The sequence below is a fragment of the Uruburuella suis genome (assembly GCF_022870845.1).
GTDB classification, from domain to species: Bacteria; Pseudomonadota; Gammaproteobacteria; order Burkholderiales; family Neisseriaceae; genus Neisseria; species Neisseria suis.
Window position 1 is genome coordinate 962431 of record NZ_CP091507.1, and the last position, 17404, is coordinate 979834.

At 55.8% G+C, this 17404-nt stretch carries 15 protein-coding genes and 1 riboswitch; of the genes, 5 read left to right on the plus strand and 10 right to left on the minus strand.

Annotated features, from left to right (window positions below; translation table 11 throughout):
* Window positions 1–21: 21 nt before the first annotated feature.
* From LVJ78_RS04265 to gcvT, 6 genes are all read right to left on the minus strand, one after another.
* Window positions 22–1215: an MFS transporter gene (locus LVJ78_RS04265; RefSeq protein ID WP_132953812.1), complete on the minus strand. Its 1194-nt coding sequence runs from the start codon at window positions 1213–1215 to the stop codon at window positions 22–24.
* A gap of 115 nt (window positions 1216–1330) precedes the next feature.
* Window positions 1331–2134, minus strand: coding sequence for a trans-aconitate 2-methyltransferase (gene tam, locus LVJ78_RS04270; RefSeq protein ID WP_132953811.1), 804 nt, complete (start codon window positions 2132–2134; stop codon window positions 1331–1333).
* 276 nt (window positions 2135–2410) lie between these two features.
* Window positions 2411–2989, minus strand: coding sequence for a DNA-3-methyladenine glycosylase I (locus LVJ78_RS04275; RefSeq protein ID WP_132953810.1), 579 nt, complete (start codon window positions 2987–2989; stop codon window positions 2411–2413).
* A gap of 23 nt (window positions 2990–3012) precedes the next feature.
* The gene (locus tag LVJ78_RS04280; protein WP_132953809.1) at window positions 3013–3705 is read right to left on the minus strand and encodes an aspartate/glutamate racemase family protein; all 693 of its coding nucleotides are present in this window, start codon (window positions 3703–3705) and stop codon (window positions 3013–3015) included.
* A 130-nt stretch (window positions 3706–3835) separates the two neighbouring features.
* The gene (gene gcvH, locus LVJ78_RS04285) at window positions 3836–4222 is read right to left on the minus strand and encodes a glycine cleavage system protein GcvH (protein WP_207894300.1); all 387 of its coding nucleotides are present in this window, start codon (window positions 4220–4222) and stop codon (window positions 3836–3838) included.
* A 365-nt stretch (window positions 4223–4587) separates the two neighbouring features.
* Window positions 4588–5688 carry a glycine cleavage system aminomethyltransferase GcvT gene (gcvT, locus tag LVJ78_RS04290; protein ID WP_132953807.1) on the minus strand — a complete coding sequence of 367 codons (1101 nt, stop codon included), beginning with the start codon at window positions 5686–5688 and terminating at the stop codon, window positions 4588–4590.
* A gap of 149 nt (window positions 5689–5837) precedes the next feature.
* A riboswitch (glycine riboswitch) is annotated at window positions 5838–5924 on the minus strand.
* Between the two features lie 345 nt (window positions 5925–6269).
* Between gcvT and LVJ78_RS04295 the strand changes: the two genes are divergently transcribed.
* The 5 genes from LVJ78_RS04295 (at window position 6270) to LVJ78_RS04315 (ending at window position 11018) form a co-directional block, all read left to right on the plus strand.
* Window positions 6270–6755: an Lrp/AsnC family transcriptional regulator gene (locus LVJ78_RS04295; RefSeq protein WP_132953806.1), complete on the plus strand. Its 486-nt coding sequence runs from the start codon at window positions 6270–6272 to the stop codon at window positions 6753–6755.
* 423 nt (window positions 6756–7178) lie between these two features.
* Window positions 7179–7769 carry a DUF1415 domain-containing protein gene (locus LVJ78_RS04300; protein WP_132953805.1) on the plus strand — a complete coding sequence of 197 codons (591 nt, stop codon included), beginning with the start codon at window positions 7179–7181 and terminating at the stop codon, window positions 7767–7769.
* A complete protein-coding gene (locus LVJ78_RS04305; protein WP_207894299.1) occupies window positions 7769–8128 on the plus strand; it encodes a YbaN family protein in 360 nt (119 codons plus the stop codon). The genes LVJ78_RS04300 and LVJ78_RS04305 overlap by 1 nt, the downstream gene beginning before the upstream one ends.
* A gap of 358 nt (window positions 8129–8486) precedes the next feature.
* Complete coding sequence (locus LVJ78_RS04310) at window positions 8487–9890, plus strand: sodium:proton antiporter (RefSeq protein WP_132953803.1); 1404 nt, start codon at window positions 8487–8489, stop codon at window positions 9888–9890.
* 114 nt (window positions 9891–10004) lie between these two features.
* Window positions 10005–11018, plus strand: a complete 1014-nt coding sequence (locus tag LVJ78_RS04315) for a hypothetical protein (RefSeq protein WP_207894298.1) — start codon at window positions 10005–10007, stop codon at window positions 11016–11018.
* Window positions 11019–11136: 118 nt separating this feature from the next.
* Here the strand turns inward: LVJ78_RS04315 and betT are convergent, their stop codons facing one another.
* The 4 genes from betT to betB form a co-directional block, all read right to left on the minus strand.
* Entirely contained in the window at window positions 11137–13146 is a 2010-nt protein-coding gene (gene betT, locus LVJ78_RS04320; RefSeq protein ID WP_132953802.1) for a choline BCCT transporter BetT, read from the minus strand.
* A 229-nt stretch (window positions 13147–13375) separates the two neighbouring features.
* The gene (gene betA / locus LVJ78_RS04325; RefSeq protein ID WP_132953801.1) at window positions 13376–15061 is read right to left on the minus strand and encodes a choline dehydrogenase; all 1686 of its coding nucleotides are present in this window, start codon (window positions 15059–15061) and stop codon (window positions 13376–13378) included.
* Window positions 15062–15132: 71 nt separating this feature from the next.
* Complete coding sequence (locus LVJ78_RS04330; RefSeq protein WP_132953800.1) at window positions 15133–15885, minus strand: hypothetical protein; 753 nt, start codon at window positions 15883–15885, stop codon at window positions 15133–15135.
* A 10-nt stretch (window positions 15886–15895) separates the two neighbouring features.
* On the minus strand, window positions 15896–17359 hold the full coding sequence (gene betB, locus LVJ78_RS04335; protein WP_132953799.1) for a betaine-aldehyde dehydrogenase: 1464 nt from the start codon (window positions 17357–17359) through the stop codon (window positions 15896–15898).
* Window positions 17360–17404: the final 45 nt, after the last annotated feature.

Genomic DNA, 17404 nt, shown 5'->3' on the forward strand with positions numbered 1-17404 from the left:
GATGATTGTGATTCCCGCTTTTCAGACGGCCTTTGCTATTTTTGTTTTCACCATGCCTTTGGCGGCAATCAGCAAGGCCAAAAGCTGCACCGCCAGCAAAGCGGCCACCACGCCGTGCCAGCCGCCGCTTTTATAAGCCAGCCCGCACAGCCAGGCGCCGATGGTGCCGCCGGTGTAGTAAGCCATGTAATAGAGGCCCGAGGCGAGCGAGCGGCCTTCTTTCACATTCACGGCGATATAGCTGATGGTGGCCGCCTGCGTGATAAACACGCCCGACGACATCAGTGTGAGCGCGGCCACAATGCCCCACATGGGCGGCGATAAAGTGGCCAACACGCCCGCCATCGATAAAGCCAATGCCATCATCACCGTGCGCGCGCCGCCGAAGCGGGTGATGAGCCTGGCCGATAAAGGCGTAATCACCATGCCGATAAGATACACGGCAAACAGGTTGGCAAGCTGGGCGCTGTTCAAGGCATAAGGCTCGTCGGCCAAATAAAGGTTGATATAGGTAAAGCAGCCCACCAGCGAAAACAGCACACAAGCGCCCAGCGCGCCGGCGGTGAGCACATAGCGGTTGTGCAGATGCGCGCTCAAGGTTTGCAAAGCAGTTTGGATTTTGGGCTTGGCCACAAAATTTCTCGAAGCGGGCAGCTGCTTCCACACGAAAAACGCGCTGGCCAGGCTCAAGGCCGCCATCACATAAAACGCGCCGCGCCAGCCCATGATTTCGCTTAAATGGCCGAGCAAAAAGCGCCCCAAAAAGCCGCCCAGCACCGTGCCCGACACATAAAGCGACATCAGCCGCGCCATCATGCGCCCACTGAATTCTTCGCCGATATAGGCAATCAGCACCACCGTAATCCCCGGCACCGCCAGCCCCTGCAAAAAGCGGTAAAACATCATCGCTTCAATTGATTGCGCGCCGGCCAGCAGGGCGGTGGGTATGCCGAGAAACAGCAGCGAGCCCACAATAAACACCTTGCGCCCGAGCGCATCGGAGAGCATGCCCATAAAAGGCGACATCAGCGCCACGCCCATCACCGTGGCGCCCACCGCCAGCCCCACCTGCACTTCGCTGGCCTGTAAATCGTGCATCAAAATCGGCAAAACAGCCTGCACGGAATACACCTGCAAAAAAGCAAACACGCCGATGAGCGCGATGGCGAGCAGCAGCAGCGGTTGAGGGCGGTCGGGGTTGTGGGCGGCGTTCATAGCTTAATCATGGTTTTCGGTCGGCTTTCAGACGGCCTTTATTGTATGGGTGCATGTTTGTTGCATTTAAAAACGCGGGTATGCGCTTATTCCGGCAGAAACAGCTGATGAAAAATCACGCGTTTTTCAGCAAAACATGCCGCTGTTTACTTTTTTCCGCCACAAAAAACAGCCGCGGAAAAGCCAGCAACACATTGCCATCAGCCTGCTGCGGATAGGCCGCGCGCAGCTTTTCCAGATAATCCGCGCAAAAAGCTGCTTGTTCGGCTTCTGTGAGCCGGTTTAAAAACGGGCGCAGACCGGTGGCGCGAAACCAGTGCACTATCGCTTCGGCGTCGGGCATGATGTGGTAATAAGTGGTGCGCCAAATATCCACCGAGCACGAAGCGGCGGTTAGAATATCGTAATATTCTTCCGCCTCGGCCAGCGGCCTGCGGTTTTTCATGGCCTGCATTTGCGGCTGCCATTGCGGCAGGCGCGCGGTTTCGGCCATCAGCAAATGCGAGAGCTGCTCGAGGTTGTCGGGCATCTGCACCGCCAACACGCCGCCCTCGGCAAGCTGCTCCACCAAGCGCGGCAGCAAATCGGCATGATTGCCCGCCCATTGCAAGGCGGCATTGGCAAACAGCAAATCCGGCGGCGCATCGCTTTGCCAATCGGTAAAATCGGCCTGAATAAATTGCGCAGAGGGCACGCGCGCGGCGGCTTGCTCGAGCATGGCGGCGGAAGTGTCCACACCTGTGAGCGCGGCGTTGGGATAGGCTTGGCGTAAAAGAGCGGTGCTGTTGCCCGGGCCGCAGCCTAAATCCACCACGCGGGTAAACGCTTTGGGCGGGATTCGTGCCAATAATTCGGCCGCCGGGCGCGTGCGCTCGGCTTCAAAGCGGCGGTAAAGATCGGGATTCCATTCTTTGGTCATATTGTGTTTTCTATGCAGTCGGCTTTCAGACGGCCTGAAGGCTTGTGTTATCCCTGTTTAAAAAATAACCTGAAAGGCTGTTTTGCCTGGTTGTGTTATTGTCATTGCCTGCGGCTTGCATAGACATCAACTTCGGCCATTTCCATATTTCACGATAATGAAATAAATGAAATGCTTTTGCAAACCGGCGCAGAATATGTGGCGGCCACCTGCGCCGAAGCTGTTTAACCCGCGTGCGTGGCTGCGCCACACACCCTACACACGCTTTGAGATTTCTTATTTTTGTATCCGTTTTTCTTTGATTTCACTATCTTTTGCCCATTGCGGCTGCCGCTTCAACACCTCGGCATATATCGGGCAATCTTCGCTGTGTGCGCCGCTCAGGTAGCCTGTGCTCATTAAAAATTCATTCACAATCTCGCCGCCGACAAATTTAAACTGCTTTTTAAAGAGCTTCACCCATTCTTCTTTGCTGCGCGGGTGGTGCCCATCGAGCCATTGCTTGAACGAGCCGTGTTCGGCTTGCAGCGCCAAAATCTGCTGCGCGTTGTGAATGGCGGCGTTGACCTTTAATTTATTGCGCACAATACTGGCATCGGCCAGCAGGCGCTCGCGGTCGGCTTCGGTGTAGGCCGCTACTTTGGCGATATCGAAGCCCGAATAGGCTGCTTGAAAGGCTTTTTGCTTTTTCAGCATCAAAGTCCAGCTCAAGCCCGCTTGGTTGATTTCCAGCACCAGCCGCTCGAATAATTCGTTGTCGTCTTCAATCGGAAAGCCGTAGGCGTGATCGTGGTAATGCTTGTTGGGGTTGTCGGTGTTGTCCGGCAGCTGATTGGCAAATTCGCAATAAGTCATGTTTTTCTTTCAGACGGCCTTGTTCAGCATTGCAAAACAAAATCCACCGCCGAATGTGCGTGGATTTCAGCGCTGTCAAACAAGGGCAGGGCGCAGTCTTCGGGTTTGAGCAGCAGGCCGATTTCGGTGCAGCCCAAAATCACGCCCTCGGCACCTTGCGTGCGCAAATCTTCAATCACATCCAAATAATAAGCCTTGGCCTCGGTTTCAAAGCGGCCGAGGCACAATTCATTAAAAATCACGCGGTGGATTTCCGCCCGCTGTGTTTCAGACGGCACCAAAGTGCGCACGCCTTGCCGCTGCATACGGCGGCTGTAGAAGCCGTCGCTCATGGTGAATTGCGTGCCGAGCAAGCCCACCGTGGCCAAGCCTTGCGCTTTCACGGCTTCGGCGGTGGCATCAACCAAATGCAGCAGCGGCACTTGCACGGCGGCCTGAATTTCATCGGCCACTTTGTGCATGGTGTTGGTGGCCAGCAGCAACACATCGGCGCCGATGCGCTCGAGCTTTTGCGCGCTCTCGCTCAGGCAGGCGGCCGCTGCCGCCCAATCGCCGGTTTTTTGCAGCGCCACAATCTGCTCGAAATCCACGCTGTGCAACACAATATCGGCGCTGCGGTTGCCGCCCAGGCGCCGGTTGATTTCACGGTTGATGGTTTGGTAATACACAACCGTGCTTTCGGGGCTCATGCCGCCGATAATGCCGATGGTTTTCATAGATTTTTTGGGTGTTGTGAAAAGGCCGTTTGAATGCATACGCTGCTTTCAGACGGCCTTTGGGCGCGCCTTTGTATGATAAAAAAGGCCGTCTGAACGCAAAACTGCTTTCAGACGGCCTTCTCAATCATCAGCCGATTTCGGCAGCGTATTGCTCGGCAGTCAGCAAACCGTCTAAAGCAGCGGCATCGGCCGGTTTGATGCGGAAAAACCAGCCCGCGCCGTAAGGCTCGCTGTTGGCCGTTTCCGGCGCATCCACCAAATCTTGGTTCACGGCCACAATTTCACCGGCAATCGGCGCATACACATCGGATGCGGCTTTTACCGATTCCACCACACCCGCTTGCTCGTCGGCAGCCAGCACCGCGCCCACGGCAGGCAGCTCGACAAACACGATGTCGCCCAACAATTCTTGCGCGTGCTCGGTGATGCCCACGGTGATGGTGCCGTCGGCTTCGGCGCGCAACCATTCGTGGCTGGATACGTATTTCAGTTCGGCAGGGATATTGCTCATGATGTGTTCTCCATGTTTGGATTTAAAGGGGGTTTTAAAGATAAGGCCGTCTGAAAGGAATGAAAACGGCTTTATCGGTTAATGATGCCTGTCTGAAAGGGTGTGTCTTTTCAGACAGACATTGGCTTGTGTTACCACCGTAGCAAGCGCAGCATGCGTGAGTAGGGTGTGCACCTATGGCACGCACGCGTTGTTCGATTCTCTGCAACCGCGTGCGTGGCTTGCGCCACACACCCTACACATGGTGCAAAAGCCGCCATAGGTCGGGCTCTCGAATCCGACGCTTGTTCGCAGAACCAGTTTTATTTTCAGCCTTCGGCTAAATGTCGGATACGAGTATCCGACCTACGCACAACTTTCAGACGGCCTCAATCAAACTGCTTCTGCCCATTGCGCACAAACGGCAGCTTCAACACGCGCACGTCCACTTCTTTGCCGCGCAGCAACACTTTAGCCGCGTCGCCTTCAAAGGTTTTGGGCACGCGGGCGATGGCGATGGATTGTTTCAGGCTGGGTGAAAACACGCCGCTGGTGGTGATGCCGTTGCCCGTTTCGGTAATCACTTCCATGCCGTCGCGCAAGATACCGCCTTTTTCCAGCAGCAGGCCGACTTGTTTTACGTCTACGCCTTGTTCTTTCAACGCCACCAGCGCGGCTTTGCCGACGAAATCGCGGGCTTCGTCTTTTAAGTCTACCGTCCAGCCCATACCGGCTTGCAAGGGGCTGGTTTCATCATTCATATCGTTGCCGTAGAGGTTCATGCCGGCTTCCATGCGCAAGGTGTCGCGCGCGCCCAAGCCGCAAGGCTGCACGCCGGCCGCTTGCAGGGCTTGGAAAAAGGCACAGGCTTCGGTGGCAGGCAGAATCACTTCCACGCCGTCTTCACCGGTGTAGCCGGTGCGGGCAACAAACCAGTTGTCGCCCAAATCGGCGCCCTGAAAGGGTTTGAGCTTGTTGACGGTGTCGGCCCATTCGGGTTTGACGCTGAGCAGTTTTTCAATGGCTTTGGGGCCTTGCACGGCCAGCATGGCCAAATCGTAGCGCGGGGTGATTTCGATGCCGAAAGCTTTGCCCACTTCGGCAAATTGCGCCAAATCTTTGGCGCGGGTGGCGGCGTTGGACACAATGCGGTAGGCGGTTTCGGCTTCGTTGGCGCGATACACAATCAAGTCGTCCATCACGCCGCCGTTGTCGTTGAGCATGGCGGAATAGAGGGCTTTGCCGACAAAAGAGAGTTTGGCCACATCGTTGGCAAGCAGCTTTTGCAGCCAGGCTTTGGCCTGAGCGCCGGTGATGTCGGAAACCAACATATGGGACACGTCAAACATGCCGGCATCGGTGCGCACGGCTTCGTGTTCGGCGATTTGCGAGCCGTAGTTGACCGGCAGCATCCAGCCGGCGAAATCCACCAGCTTGCCGCCGGCATTTTGATGGGCTTGATAAAAAGGGGTGGTTTGGGGGTTGTTCATTTCTCGGCGCTCCGCGGTAATCAGAATAGGCATGGCAGCGTGCTTGGCACGCGCCCCTATCTGTCCTGTGACCTGAGATTTTCGGCTGCCTTTTCAGACGGCCTTTTCCCCTTCGGTGGGCGCAGCCGCGCCGCTCTCCAGATGTTGTGTTGATGTGTGCAGTCCGTTTACCTGAGCGATTTAAGGGTGTATGCGCCTTCGGTGTTACTGGCTGTAATCTCTCCTGCACAGGCGGATTATGGCGGCAATCGGGCTTTCGGGCAAGCCCCTCTTTACGTGGCCTTAACGTAAAAAACGGCGCTTGTGGCAGCGATTGGGGCTTTTCGAGCATTTGCAACAATATGCAGCCCTTTAATAAAATAATTTTCCCTACTTTATTTTAAAAAATTAATTTTTTTAAACTATTGTGCGTTAATTTGAATTAGAATATATTAAGCTTCCATTTTGGATAGCTTAAAGAGGCTCTGAAAAACGCTGGTGTATGGATTTTGCCGGAATAAAAGGGCGGTAAAAGCCGTCATGATGAGTTATTCAGAGCCTCTTTGAATACGAACGATGAGAAAAACTAAAGGGAAATAGCCATGGCACAAATCACACTCGATAAAACCGATTTGAAAATTTTGCAGGTGTTGCAGGAAAACGGTCGCCTCACCAATGTGGAGCTGTCGGAGCGCGTGGCTTTATCGCCGTCGCCCTGTTTGCGCCGTTTGAAGCAATTGGAAGACGCGGGCATTATCCGCCAATATGCGGCGCTGCTCTCGCCGGTGGCGGTGCAGCTGGGCTTGCAGGCTTTTATCCGCGTGTCGATCAATAAGGCCAGCGAGGCGCGCGATCATTTCTCGGATGCGGTGCAAACCTGGCCCGAGGTGTTGAGCTGCTTTGCGCTCACGGGCGAAACCGATTATCTGCTGCACACATTTTTCACCGATATGAATGCGTTTTCGCATTTTGTGCTCGATACCTTGCTCTCGCACCCGGGCGTGCAAGACGCCAAATCGAGCTTTGTGCTCAAAGAAATTAAAAACACCACGGCTTTGCCGCTGGGGCATTTGCAGCATTTTGATTGATGCGCGGCATCATCATAATATGTTTGCAGGCAGGCCGACGGCCTGCTTTTTTGTTTCAGACGGCCTGGTTTTGAATTTGAAGCGCAAGGCCGTCTGAAAAGTTTTTAAGAGCGCTTTTTTGTTATACCCATTCAAAAAAATAATATACAAACAGGTAGCCTGTAGGTCGGATTCTCGAATCCGACACTTGTTTGCAGAACAAGGCGCGCACATTGCTTTGGCCGGTGGCCAAACGTCGGATTCAAGAATCCGACCTACGCGGATGATGCTGCCGAATTGCTTTTATTTTGTAAGATTATTTTTTCGAATTGGTATTACTTGATTATGGTTCGTTTGAATTTCTTTTCAGACGGCCTCGTGCAGATAGGCAAGTGCGCCGCTGTGCGCTTATAATTGAGAACAATTTTTAACTGAGTAAACATCATGACCGCGCCCGACGACCAAACCATTATCGAACACACCCGCCGCTGGCTGGAAAAAGCCGTGATTGGGCTGAATCTGTGCCCGTTTGCCAAAGCGCCGTATACCAAAGGGCTGGTGCGCATCAGCGTAAGCCATGCCCGCCATTTAGACGGCTTTTTGGAAGATTTGGATCGCGAGCTGCAATTATTGGGCAGCACGCCGGCCGATGAGTTGGAAACCACTTTATTGGTGCATCCGGCTTTGTTTGGCGATTTTCTGCTGTTTAACGATGTGTTGGATGTGGCTGATGCGGCGATAGCCGATAATGATTTGGAAGGCGTGGTGCAGATTGCGCCGTTTCACCCTGATTTTCAGTTTGAAGGCACCGAAGCCGACGATATCGGCAACTACACCAACCGCTCGCCTTATCCCACTCTGCATCTGATTCGGGAAGAGAGCATCGCGCGGGCGAGTGAAGCGTTTCCCGATGCGGCGGCGATTTTCGAGCGCAATATTGCGCGCTTGGAAAAAATGGGGCAGGCCGGCTGGGATGCACTGGAGATTCCGCGCTGCCCGATGCGGCAGGGCGGTGAAGCGGATAAGCCGCAATGATTATGCGGCCGCTGCTGTGGCTGGCCGGTGCTGTGGCATTGGCGCTGGGCGTGATCGGCATTTTTCTGCCGGTGCTGCCCACCACGCCGTTTGTGTTGCTGGCGGCGGCCTGCTGGGCCAAAGCCTCGCCGCGCTTTCACCGTTGGCTGCATGCGCATCATTATTTCGGGCCGATGGTGCAAAATTGGGAAGCGCGCCGCGCGGTGCCGAAGAAGGCCAAATATCTGGCTTTTTCGATGATGACGTTTTCCTGCCTGTTGCTGCTGTGGCGCTTTCCGGCGCAATGGTGGATAGCGGCGGTGTCGGCGGCTTTTTGTTTGAGCGTGGCGGTGTGGATGTGGCGGCTGCCCGATGCTTGAGCCTGCATTCATCGCGCGGCAATAGTGAATCAAAAACGTGTCTATTGCGTTGGAAATGCGCGCAAAATGCTTAACTTGCTGCAATTCGTGCCTTATTGGCACGCTTTTGCGTTCAAAATCTTGCTTGTGGGTGCATTGTGGGCATTGCGCCGGCTCGGGAATGTAAAAAAGTTTCACAAAAAGCCGGCCAAACTGGCATCAATGTGGCTTTTCCTTTACAATCAGATGGTTTTTTGAGTGCTATTTGTATTCAAATTGTATTCAAACACACCATCTTGACACATTGTCTGCTGATGCTGTTGCGGTTTTTTTCAGACGGCATAAGCGTGTTTATAATAACAATCGTGAAGGAAAATCAATGCGTGTTCAATCCGCTCTTCTGCCCTTGCTCCTCGCGCCGCTGCCGGCGCTGGCCGCCGCTTTTGACGGCGCCGAGCTGAGCTTGCTGTGGGGTATCCCTTTTGCTATGGTGCTGCTGTCGATTGCCATCGGCCCTTTGCTGATGCCGCGTATGTGGCACCATTATTTCGGCACCATCACCGCTTTTTGGACCCTGCTCTTTTTGGTGCCGCTGGTGGCGATATACGGCTTTAGCGCCGGTGTGGAAACCGTTGTCCACGCGCTGGTGGAAGAATACATTCCTTTTATTTTGCTGCTTCTCGCACTCTACACTATTTCGGGCGGCATTTTGGTGTGGGGTAATCTGCACGGCAGCCCCAGGCTCAACACCACGATTTTGGCCATCGGCACGGTGCTTGCTTCTTTTATGGGCACCACCGGCGCGGCAATGCTGCTGATCCGCCCGCTTTTAAAAGCCAACGATAACCGCAAACACCGCGTGCACGTGGTGGTGTTTTTCATCTTTTTGGTGGCCAATATCGGCGGCGGCCTCACGCCGCTGGGCGATCCGCCGCTGTTTCTGGGCTTCTTGAAAGGCGTGGATTTTATGTGGACGGTGCAGCATATGCTGCCGCCGGTGTTTATCAGCAGCGTGATTTTGCTGACTGCATTTTATTTTCTCGACCGCTATTTCTTTTCTAAAGAAGATGAAATTTTGCCGGTCGACCCCACGGCAGACAGCAAATTGCAGATTTTCGGCAAATGGAATTTCCTGCTTTTGGGCGGCGTGGTGAGCGCGGTGCTGATGTCGGGCATTTGGAAGCCGGGCATTTCATTTGAAATTTTCGGCAGCCATTATGCGCTGCAAAACTTGGTGCGCGACGGCATTTTGCTGGCGCTGGCGCTGATTTCGCTGAAAATCACCCCCACGCAGGTGCGCGCGGGTAATGAATTCAACTGGGATCCGATTCTCGAAGTGGGCAAGCTCTTTTTGGGCATTTTCATCACCATTTCGCCGGTGATTGCCATTTTGAAAGCGGGCGAGGCCGGCCATTTCCGCGAGCTGATTTCGCTGGTGCACACGCCCGACGGCGCGCCCATCAACAGCATGTATTTCTGGATGACCGGCCTGCTTTCCGCCTTTTTGGATAATGCGCCCACCTATTTGGTGTTTTTCAATATGGCCGGCGGCGATGCCCAGGCCTTGATGACCGGCCCGCTTTTCCATACGCTGCTGGCCATCTCGATGGGCTCGGTGTTTATGGGTGCGCTCAGCTATATCGGTAACGCGCCCAACTTTATGGTGAAAGCCATTGCCGAGCAGCGCAAGGTGAAAATGCCCAGCTTCTTCGGCTATATGGCTTGGTCGTTCGGCATTTTGGCACCGCTTTTTGTGTTGCACACCTTTATTTTCTTCCTGTAAATATGGGCATAAACAAGCCGTCTGAAACGAAAAGTTTCAGACGGCTTGTTTGTTTGTATAAGTTAATCGGGCTATACTGAATCATAGAAAAGATAAAATATAAAGGAGAAGCAAATGGCTTATCAAAATCTAAGGGCGCGGCAGCTGCCCTTGTCTTTGCTGCTTTGCCTGGCGCCTGCTGCCGCTTTTGCTGCCGATGCGCCGGAAACGGCCGAAGCACCCAGCGCAACCGAAACGGCCGCAGAAGCCACTTGGGTGGATGAGCAGCATTCTTCCGTGCGCCGCGGCATCAAAGGGCTGGCGCATCAGCTGGACGATTGGTTTGGCGAGCCCGATCCCGATGATCCGGCTTCGGCTAATCTGCGTATTATTTTGGACACCAATTGGAACAAATACGATGATGTTTCTTTCAAACCGCGCATTCGCGGGCGCTTGCGGCTGCCGGTGCTGGAAGAGCGCTTGAGCGTGGTGTTTGGCGATGATTCGCTTGACAACGAATTGCAGGATGAAGCGCATCTGGGCGCCGACGGCCGCCTGCACGACAGCTCAGACAAACGTTTCGACCGCCGCCAGAGCCGCGATGAAAACAGCTCGCTGGCGCTGCGCTGGTCCGACATCACCCGGCGCACGGGGCTCGACACCGATGTGGATTTGGGCGTGCGCTCGGGCAATGATATTTATGTGCGCTTCAAAGCCGGCAAAAACTGGCAGCTGGACAACGATTACAACACGCGGCTCGAGCAGATTTACCGCTACGGCATCGACAGCAAGCATTATGTGCGCACTAATTTCGAGGTGAAACGCGCGCCGGTGGGCGAGCCGTTTGTGGCCAACCATCTGCATGTGCAATACACGCACGATAATGATGAAGAATGGGAATGGGGCAACAGCCTCTACCGCCAGCACGATTTTGCGCCCGGTAAATGGTTGAACTACGGCCTGTATGCCGGCGGCTTTATCGAAAACAAAAAAGCCGACATCAACGGCTACGGCCCGTTTGTGGGCTACCGCCAGCCGTTTTGGCGCGATTGGCTGTTTGCGCAAACCGAGCTGAATTATTATAACGACCGCCGCGAAAACCGCAGCCATCATGTGGGCGTGTTGTTGCGGCTGGAAGCTTTGTTTTGATGCTTGCCGGCAATATGCAAAGGCCGTCTGAAAGTTTTCAGACGGCCTTTGGCATATTGATATCGAAGCCTGTTTACATTACCGCGAGATGACATACAAATAGGCTTCGTTATGTCACTCAGCGCTCCAAATGCAGAAACTGCATATGCCGCTCATATTGGCTCAAAATATCGATAATAATCTGCTCTTTGGTGTAGCCGACAATATCGTAATCCTGGCTGCCGTCTTGCAGAAACACTTCGGCGCGGTAATATTTTTCCTGCTCGCCGGCAGAGGCCAGATTGCCGGCCTGGCCGAGCGCAAACACGGGCTTGATGCCTTCAATCAGGCGCACTTCATACACAAAATCCACTTCTTCGCCGTGTAGGATTTCCAGGCGCAGGCGGTGGTTTTGCTTGTCTTGCGCGAGCGTGCTGTCGATGCCTTTGGCTTGCAGCTCGTGCGCCACCTCCAGCATGGCCGGTGGCAGGGTTTTTACCATAAAGCGCAGCGCGGTTTTGGCACCGGGAAAGCTCACCAAGCGGTTGAGGCGGTTGCGCCAATTGCGCCCGTCGTCCAACACCATCGCTTTATCCACCGCATTGGCTTTGCGCTTGTTGCCCTCTTGGCGCAGGCTTTTCCACATCGACACCATATACACCACCAACACCAGCGAAAAGGGCAGCCCAGCCACCACGCTCACCGATTGCAGCGAAGAGAAGCCGCCGGCAAACAAAAGCCCCAGCGTAATCAGCCCCGTGGCCGCAGCCCAGAAAAGGCGCAGCCAAATCGGCGCATCCGCACCCGAGGCGAGGTTTTTGCTGCTTAAATTGGCCAGCACCAAAGCGCCCGAGTCGGCCGAAGTTACAAAGAAAATCAACCCGATCAACACGGCAAACAGCGACCAAGTGGCGGCGAAAGGATAGTGTTCAAACAAGGCAAACATGCCCATCGCCGGGTCGGCCAGCGCGGTTTCACCCAAAGCCGTTGCGCCGTGGCTCACCAATTCGATGGCGCTGTTGCCGAAAATCGAAAACCAGGCAAAGATAAAGCCCAGCGGGATAAACATCACCCCCAGCACAAATTCGCGCAAGGTGCGCCCGCGCGAAATGCGGGCGATAAAAAGCCCCACAAACGGCGCCCACGCCACCCACCAGGCCCAGAAGAAAATCGTCCAGCCCGCTTTCCATTCGGCACCGGCCGCGCCCTGATAGGCGTAAACGTCAAAAGTTTTGCCGATGAGGGTTTGGAAATAATCGCCCACATTTTGCGTGAACGCATTGAGCAAAAACACCGTCGGCCCCATCACCAAGAGCGCAATCAGCAAAAAAGTGGCGCCCAGCATATTGATTTCCGACAAACGGCGCACGCCGCGTTCCACGCCCGACATGGCCGATAAAGCCGCTGCCGCCACCACCGCCACGATAATCACCGTTTGCACAAGCTTGCTGGTTTCAATGCCGAACACATGGCTCAAGCCCGCATTGGCCTGCAATACGCCGATGCCGAGGCTCGTGGCAATGCCCAAAAGCGTGCACACCACGCCGAAAATATCCACGCTGTGGCCGAGCCAGCCATCGGTGCGCCGCCTGCCGAACACCGGCACCAAAGCCGATCGCAGAGCCAGCGGCAGGTTTTGACGGTAGGCGAAATAAGCCAGCGCCATGCCAATCAGCGCATAAATGCCCCAGCCGTGCAAACCCCAATGCAAAAATGCCTGCGCAATGGCCGCACGCGCCGCTTCGGGCGTGCCGCCGCTGCCATCGGGCGGGGTGAGGTAATGCGCCAGCGGCTCGGATGCGCCGAAAAACAGCAAATCAATGCCGATGCCGGCGGAAAACAGCATCGCCGCCCAAGTGAGAAACGGAAAATCGGGCTTATCGTGATCTTGCCCGAGCTTGATGTCGCCATAGCGCGACAGCCCCACATAAAGCGCAAACAGGCTGTAGGCCGCCACCACCAGCATGTAATACCAGCCGAAATGGTCTGACACCCAGCGCAAGGCATTGCCGAGCACCGCTTCACTCGCCTGCGGGAAGAGGATGGTGAACACAATTAATAAGATGGAAACCAGCGATGAAGCCAGAAACACGGTTTTGTTGACCGAGAGCGTAGGCGCTGCGTCGGCAGGATTGGGCGGGCTGTGCATGGATACTCGCTTTCTTGTTGTGGTGTGGCTTGTTGTGGTGTGTGTCGGCTTTCAGACGGCCTGTGTTTGTTTGCAGGCCGTCTGAAAGCTGAATCCGGCGATTCAGGCAGGCGCCTAGAAAACTTCGGGTTGGGTAACTTTCAAATCAATATCAACACATTTGTCGGATAGAGCCAAAGGCCGTCTGAAAACCGAAGCTGCGTCTTGATTTGGCAGTGTCTGTCCATGCCTAAACCCGTTTGGCTTCGCCGTGTACCGGTGCGCCATCGGCCACATAATAATCGGCATCGGCGCGGGGCAGGGGCGTGCGGCCGCGGATTTGGTCGGCGATTTTTTCGGCCAGCATAATGGTGGTGGCGTTGAGGTTGCCGGTGATGATGTCAGGCATAATCGAGGCATCCACCACGCGCAGGGCGGTGATGCCGTGCACGCGGCCTTGGCCGTCCACCACGGCATCGCTGCCTTCGCCCATGGCGCAGGTGCAGGAAGGGTGATAAGCGGTTTCGGCGTGATTGCGTACATATTCATCTAGCTCGGCATCGCTTTGCAGGCTTTCAGACGGCGTGATGACTTTGCCGCGATAAGGGTCGAGCGCGGGTTGGCGCATGATGTCGCGGGTGATGCGGATGGCGGCGCGGAATTCTTCCCAATCTTGCGCATCGCTCATGTAGTTGAACAAAATGCTCGGGTGCTCGGCCGGGTTTTTCGATTTGAGCTTGATGCGGCCGCGGCTTTTCGAGCGCATCGAGCCTACGTGCGCCTGAAAGCTGTGCGCTTTGCTGGCGTTGCGGCCGTCGTAGCGCACGGCGATGGGCAAAAAGTGATATTGGATATTGGGCCAGGCAAATTTTTCATCGCTGCGGATAAAGCCGCCGCCTTCGAAATGGTTGGTAGCGCCCAAGCCTGTGCCTTGAAAGAGCCATTCTGCGCCGATAGCGGGCTTGTTCCACCATTGCGTGGCGGGGGCGATAGACACGGGTTGTGTGCATTCATATTGCATATAGAGCTCGAGGTGATCCTGCAGATTGTTGCCCACGCCCGGCAAATCCAGAATCTCGCTCACGCCGGCTTCGGCCAGCCACGCGCCGGGACCGATGCCGCTTCGTTGCAGCAATTGCGGCGAAGCAATGGCGCCGGCGCACACAATCACTTCTTGGCGTGCTTCAATGCTGTGCATTTGCTTTTGGTGGGCAAAGCGCACGCCGCGCGCGCGTTTGCCGTCAAACAAAATCACATCGGTGAGCGCGCCGGTGACGATGGTGAGCGCTTCACGCGCTTTGGCGGTATCAAGATAGCCGCGGGCGGTGGAGGCGCGGCGGCCTTTGGGGGTGACGAAGCGGTCCATCGGGCCGAAGCCTTCTTGCTGATAGCCGTTGAGATCGTCGGTGCGCGGATAGCCGGCATCCACGCCGGCCTGAATCATGGCTTCAAATAGCGGATTGGTGCCGGGCTTGGCGGTGGCCACATCAATCGGGCCGCCTGTGCCGTGATAGGTGTTGGCACCGGCATCGCGGTTTTCGGCTTTTTTGAAATAGGGCAGGCAATCGAGATATGTCCAGTTGGCCAGCCCGGGCTTTTGCGCCCAATGGTCGAAATCGAGCGCATTGCCGCGGATATAGCACATGCCGTTGATTAAGGATGAACCGCCCAAACCTTTGCCGCGCCCGCAATCCATCACGCGGTTGTTCATAAAGGGCTCGGGCTCGGTTTTGTAGCCCCAATTATAGGTGGTGCCTTGCAAGGGCATGGCCAGCGCGGCGGGCATTTGGGTGCGGAAATCGAAGCGGTAGTCGGGCAGGCCGGCTTCGAGCAGCAGCACGGAAACGTTGGCGTCTTCCGTGAGGCGCGCAGCCAGCACGTTGCCGGCGCTGCCGGCACCGATGATGATGTAGTCGTAGGTGGGTTTGAAGGTCATGTTTCCATCCTTTTGAGCATCTTTCAGACGGCCTTGGTATCACACAGCAAGGCCGTCTGAAAAGCGGTGGGTCAATATTGCCAGATAAATTGGCTGGTCGGGCGGCCTTGTTGCAGCGTCCACACGCTGTAATAGGCGCCGGCGCCATCGCCGCCGCGGCCGTAGAGATACCAGGTGTTTTCATCGCCGATGGCGGCGCCTTGAATGTTGAAATTCAGCATCTGCCCGATGGCGGCAGGCGGGAAAGGCAGGCTTTGGCTGCGATGGTGCACGGTGATGGCCTTAATCTGCCGAATCGGGTTGACTGATAAATTGTTTAGCTGCGCCACGCTGATGCCGCCGTCGAAACCGAAAAACGGCCGCCCCTCAAGCGTGTGGTAAAAGCCGTTTTTCAGGCCGTCGAAGCGGTGGCGTGTCAACGGCTCATAATCGATTTCGATACGGTGGCTGCCGTGACGGAAAATTTGCTGTCTGCTGCTTTGTGCGCCTGTTTCAAATTGCGGCAACTCGTCCAGCGCTTTCAGACGGCTGGCGTGTATCAGGCCGCCGGGCGGGTTGAGCGGGGCGTAGCGGCGAAAGTGGGCTGGTGCTTTTGTGGCGCTGTAGCTGATTTGGTGGTATTGCATGCGGTCGGGATAATCTTCTCCGTAAGAAGCCACCACTTGCGGCGTGTGCAAACGGGCAATGATTTTATCCGGCCGGTGCACATCGCGCAGATTGACAAAGCCGTCGGCATCATTGAGCAGCATAAACGGTGTGTCGGCATGAGCGGCGGGCAGCAGCAAGCTGAGAAATAAACCAGCATACCAGTATGTGCGATTCATTCAGACGGCCTCAAAACACAGATTGAAAATCGCCCAATTCCACCTGCACTGATTTGGTTTGCGTGTAGTGCAGCAGGGTTTGGATGCCGTTTTCGCGGCCGATGCCGCTTTGCTTGTAGCCGCCCACGGGCATTTGTGCGGGCGATTCGCCCCAGCTGTTGATCCAGCAGATGCCGGCTTCGATCTGGCCGATGATGCGGTGGGCGCGTTTCAAATCGGGCGTTACCACGCCGGCAGCCAGGCCGTAGGCGATGGCGTTGGCGCGCACAATCACTTCTTCTTCGGTGGTGTAGCTCAAAATGCTCATCACCGGGCCGAAGATTTCTTCGCGCACGATGGTCATGTCGTCGAGGCAGTCGGTAAACACAGTGGGGGCAACGTAAGCGCCTTCGTCAAACGGGTGTGCATCGAGGCGCTGCCCGCCCGCAAGCAGGCGCGCACCTTCGGCGCGGCCTTTTTCGATATAGGCGAGCACTTTTTCCATATGGGGAAAGCTCGCCAAGGGGCCGAAATTGGTGTGCGCATCAAGCGGGTTGCCAATGCGGATGCGCGCCACGCGCTCTAAAATCGCGGCCTCGAAAGCTTCTTTCATTTTGGCCGGCACAAACACGCGCGTGCCGTTGGTGCACACTTGGCCGGCGCTGTAGAAATTGGCCATCATGGCGATGTCGGCAGCCAAATTAATGTCGGCATCGGTGCAAATAATCAGCGGCGATTTGCCGCCCAATTCCATGGTGACATCTTTCAGGCTGGATGCGGCGGCTTGCGCCATCACTTTTTTGCCGGTGGCCACGCCGCCGGTGAAGGAGATTTTGGCAATATCGGGGTGCTCGCTCAGCGCCGCACCCACACGGTAATCGCCCAGCACCACGTTGAACACACCATCCGGCAAGCCGGCTTCGGTGAAGATTTCCGCCAGCTTGAGCGCGCCCAAGGGCGTGATTTCGCTGGGTTTGAACACCATCGCATTGCCGGCGGCCAGCGCCGGCGCGGCTTTCCACATGGCAATCTGAATCGGATAATTCCATGCGCCGATGCCGCCCACCACGCCCAAAGGCTCTTGGCGGGTGTAAACAAAGCTGCTCTCGCGCAGCGGAATCTGGCGGCCTTCGATGGCGGCGGCGAGGCCGGCATAATATTCAATCACATCGGCACCGGTAACGATATCCACATATAAGGTTTCTGAGAGCGGCTTGCCGGTGTCGAGCGTTTCGAGTTGCGCCAATTCATCGTTGCGCGCGCGCAGAATCGCCACGGCGTTGAGCAACACACGGCTGCGCTCGACGGCGGTGTATGCCGCCCACGCTTTTTGGCCGGCGCGCGCAGCGGCCACGGCGGCATCGATTTCTGCGGGCGTGCTTTGCTGGAGCGTGGCAAGGGTTTCGCCGTTGGCTGGGTTGATGCTGGCAAAGGTGTCGGCTTGGGGATTGGGCTCGGCGTAGCGGCCGTTGATGTAGGCGGTGTGTGTGGTCATAATTTTTGCTTTCTGATGAAATTGGCAGCAAATAAATGAAGTTGC

What these genes read in the sequence shown, in the direction of transcription:
- LVJ78_RS04265 (WP_132953812.1), bottom strand. Translation starts at nt 1,215, where the DNA reads ATGAACGCCGCCCACAACCCCGACCGCCCTCAACCGCTGCTGCTGCTC.
- tam (WP_132953811.1), bottom strand. Translation starts at nt 2,134, where the DNA reads ATGACCAAAGAATGGAATCCCGATCTTTACCGCCGCTTTGAAGCCGAG.
- LVJ78_RS04275 (WP_132953810.1), bottom strand. Translation starts at nt 2,989, where the DNA reads ATGACTTATTGCGAATTTGCCAATCAGCTGCCGGACAACACCGACAAC.
- LVJ78_RS04280 (WP_132953809.1), bottom strand. Translation starts at nt 3,705, where the DNA reads ATGAAAACCATCGGCATTATCGGCGGCATGAGCCCCGAAAGCACGGTT.
- gcvT (WP_132953807.1), bottom strand. Translation starts at nt 5,688, where the DNA reads ATGAACAACCCCCAAACCACCCCTTTTTATCAAGCCCATCAAAATGCC.
- LVJ78_RS04295 (WP_132953806.1), top strand. Translation starts at nt 6,270, where the DNA reads ATGGCACAAATCACACTCGATAAAACCGATTTGAAAATTTTGCAGGTG.
- LVJ78_RS04300 (WP_132953805.1), top strand. Translation starts at nt 7,179, where the DNA reads ATGACCGCGCCCGACGACCAAACCATTATCGAACACACCCGCCGCTGG.
- LVJ78_RS04310 (WP_132953803.1), top strand. Translation starts at nt 8,487, where the DNA reads ATGCGTGTTCAATCCGCTCTTCTGCCCTTGCTCCTCGCGCCGCTGCCG.
- LVJ78_RS04315 (WP_207894298.1), top strand. Translation starts at nt 10,005, where the DNA reads ATGGCTTATCAAAATCTAAGGGCGCGGCAGCTGCCCTTGTCTTTGCTG.
- betT (WP_132953802.1), bottom strand. Translation starts at nt 13,146, where the DNA reads ATGCACAGCCCGCCCAATCCTGCCGACGCAGCGCCTACGCTCTCGGTC.
- betA (WP_132953801.1), bottom strand. Translation starts at nt 15,061, where the DNA reads ATGACCTTCAAACCCACCTACGACTACATCATCATCGGTGCCGGCAGC.
- LVJ78_RS04330 (WP_132953800.1), bottom strand. Translation starts at nt 15,885, where the DNA reads ATGAATCGCACATACTGGTATGCTGGTTTATTTCTCAGCTTGCTGCTG.
- betB (WP_132953799.1), bottom strand. Translation starts at nt 17,359, where the DNA reads ATGACCACACACACCGCCTACATCAACGGCCGCTACGCCGAGCCCAAT.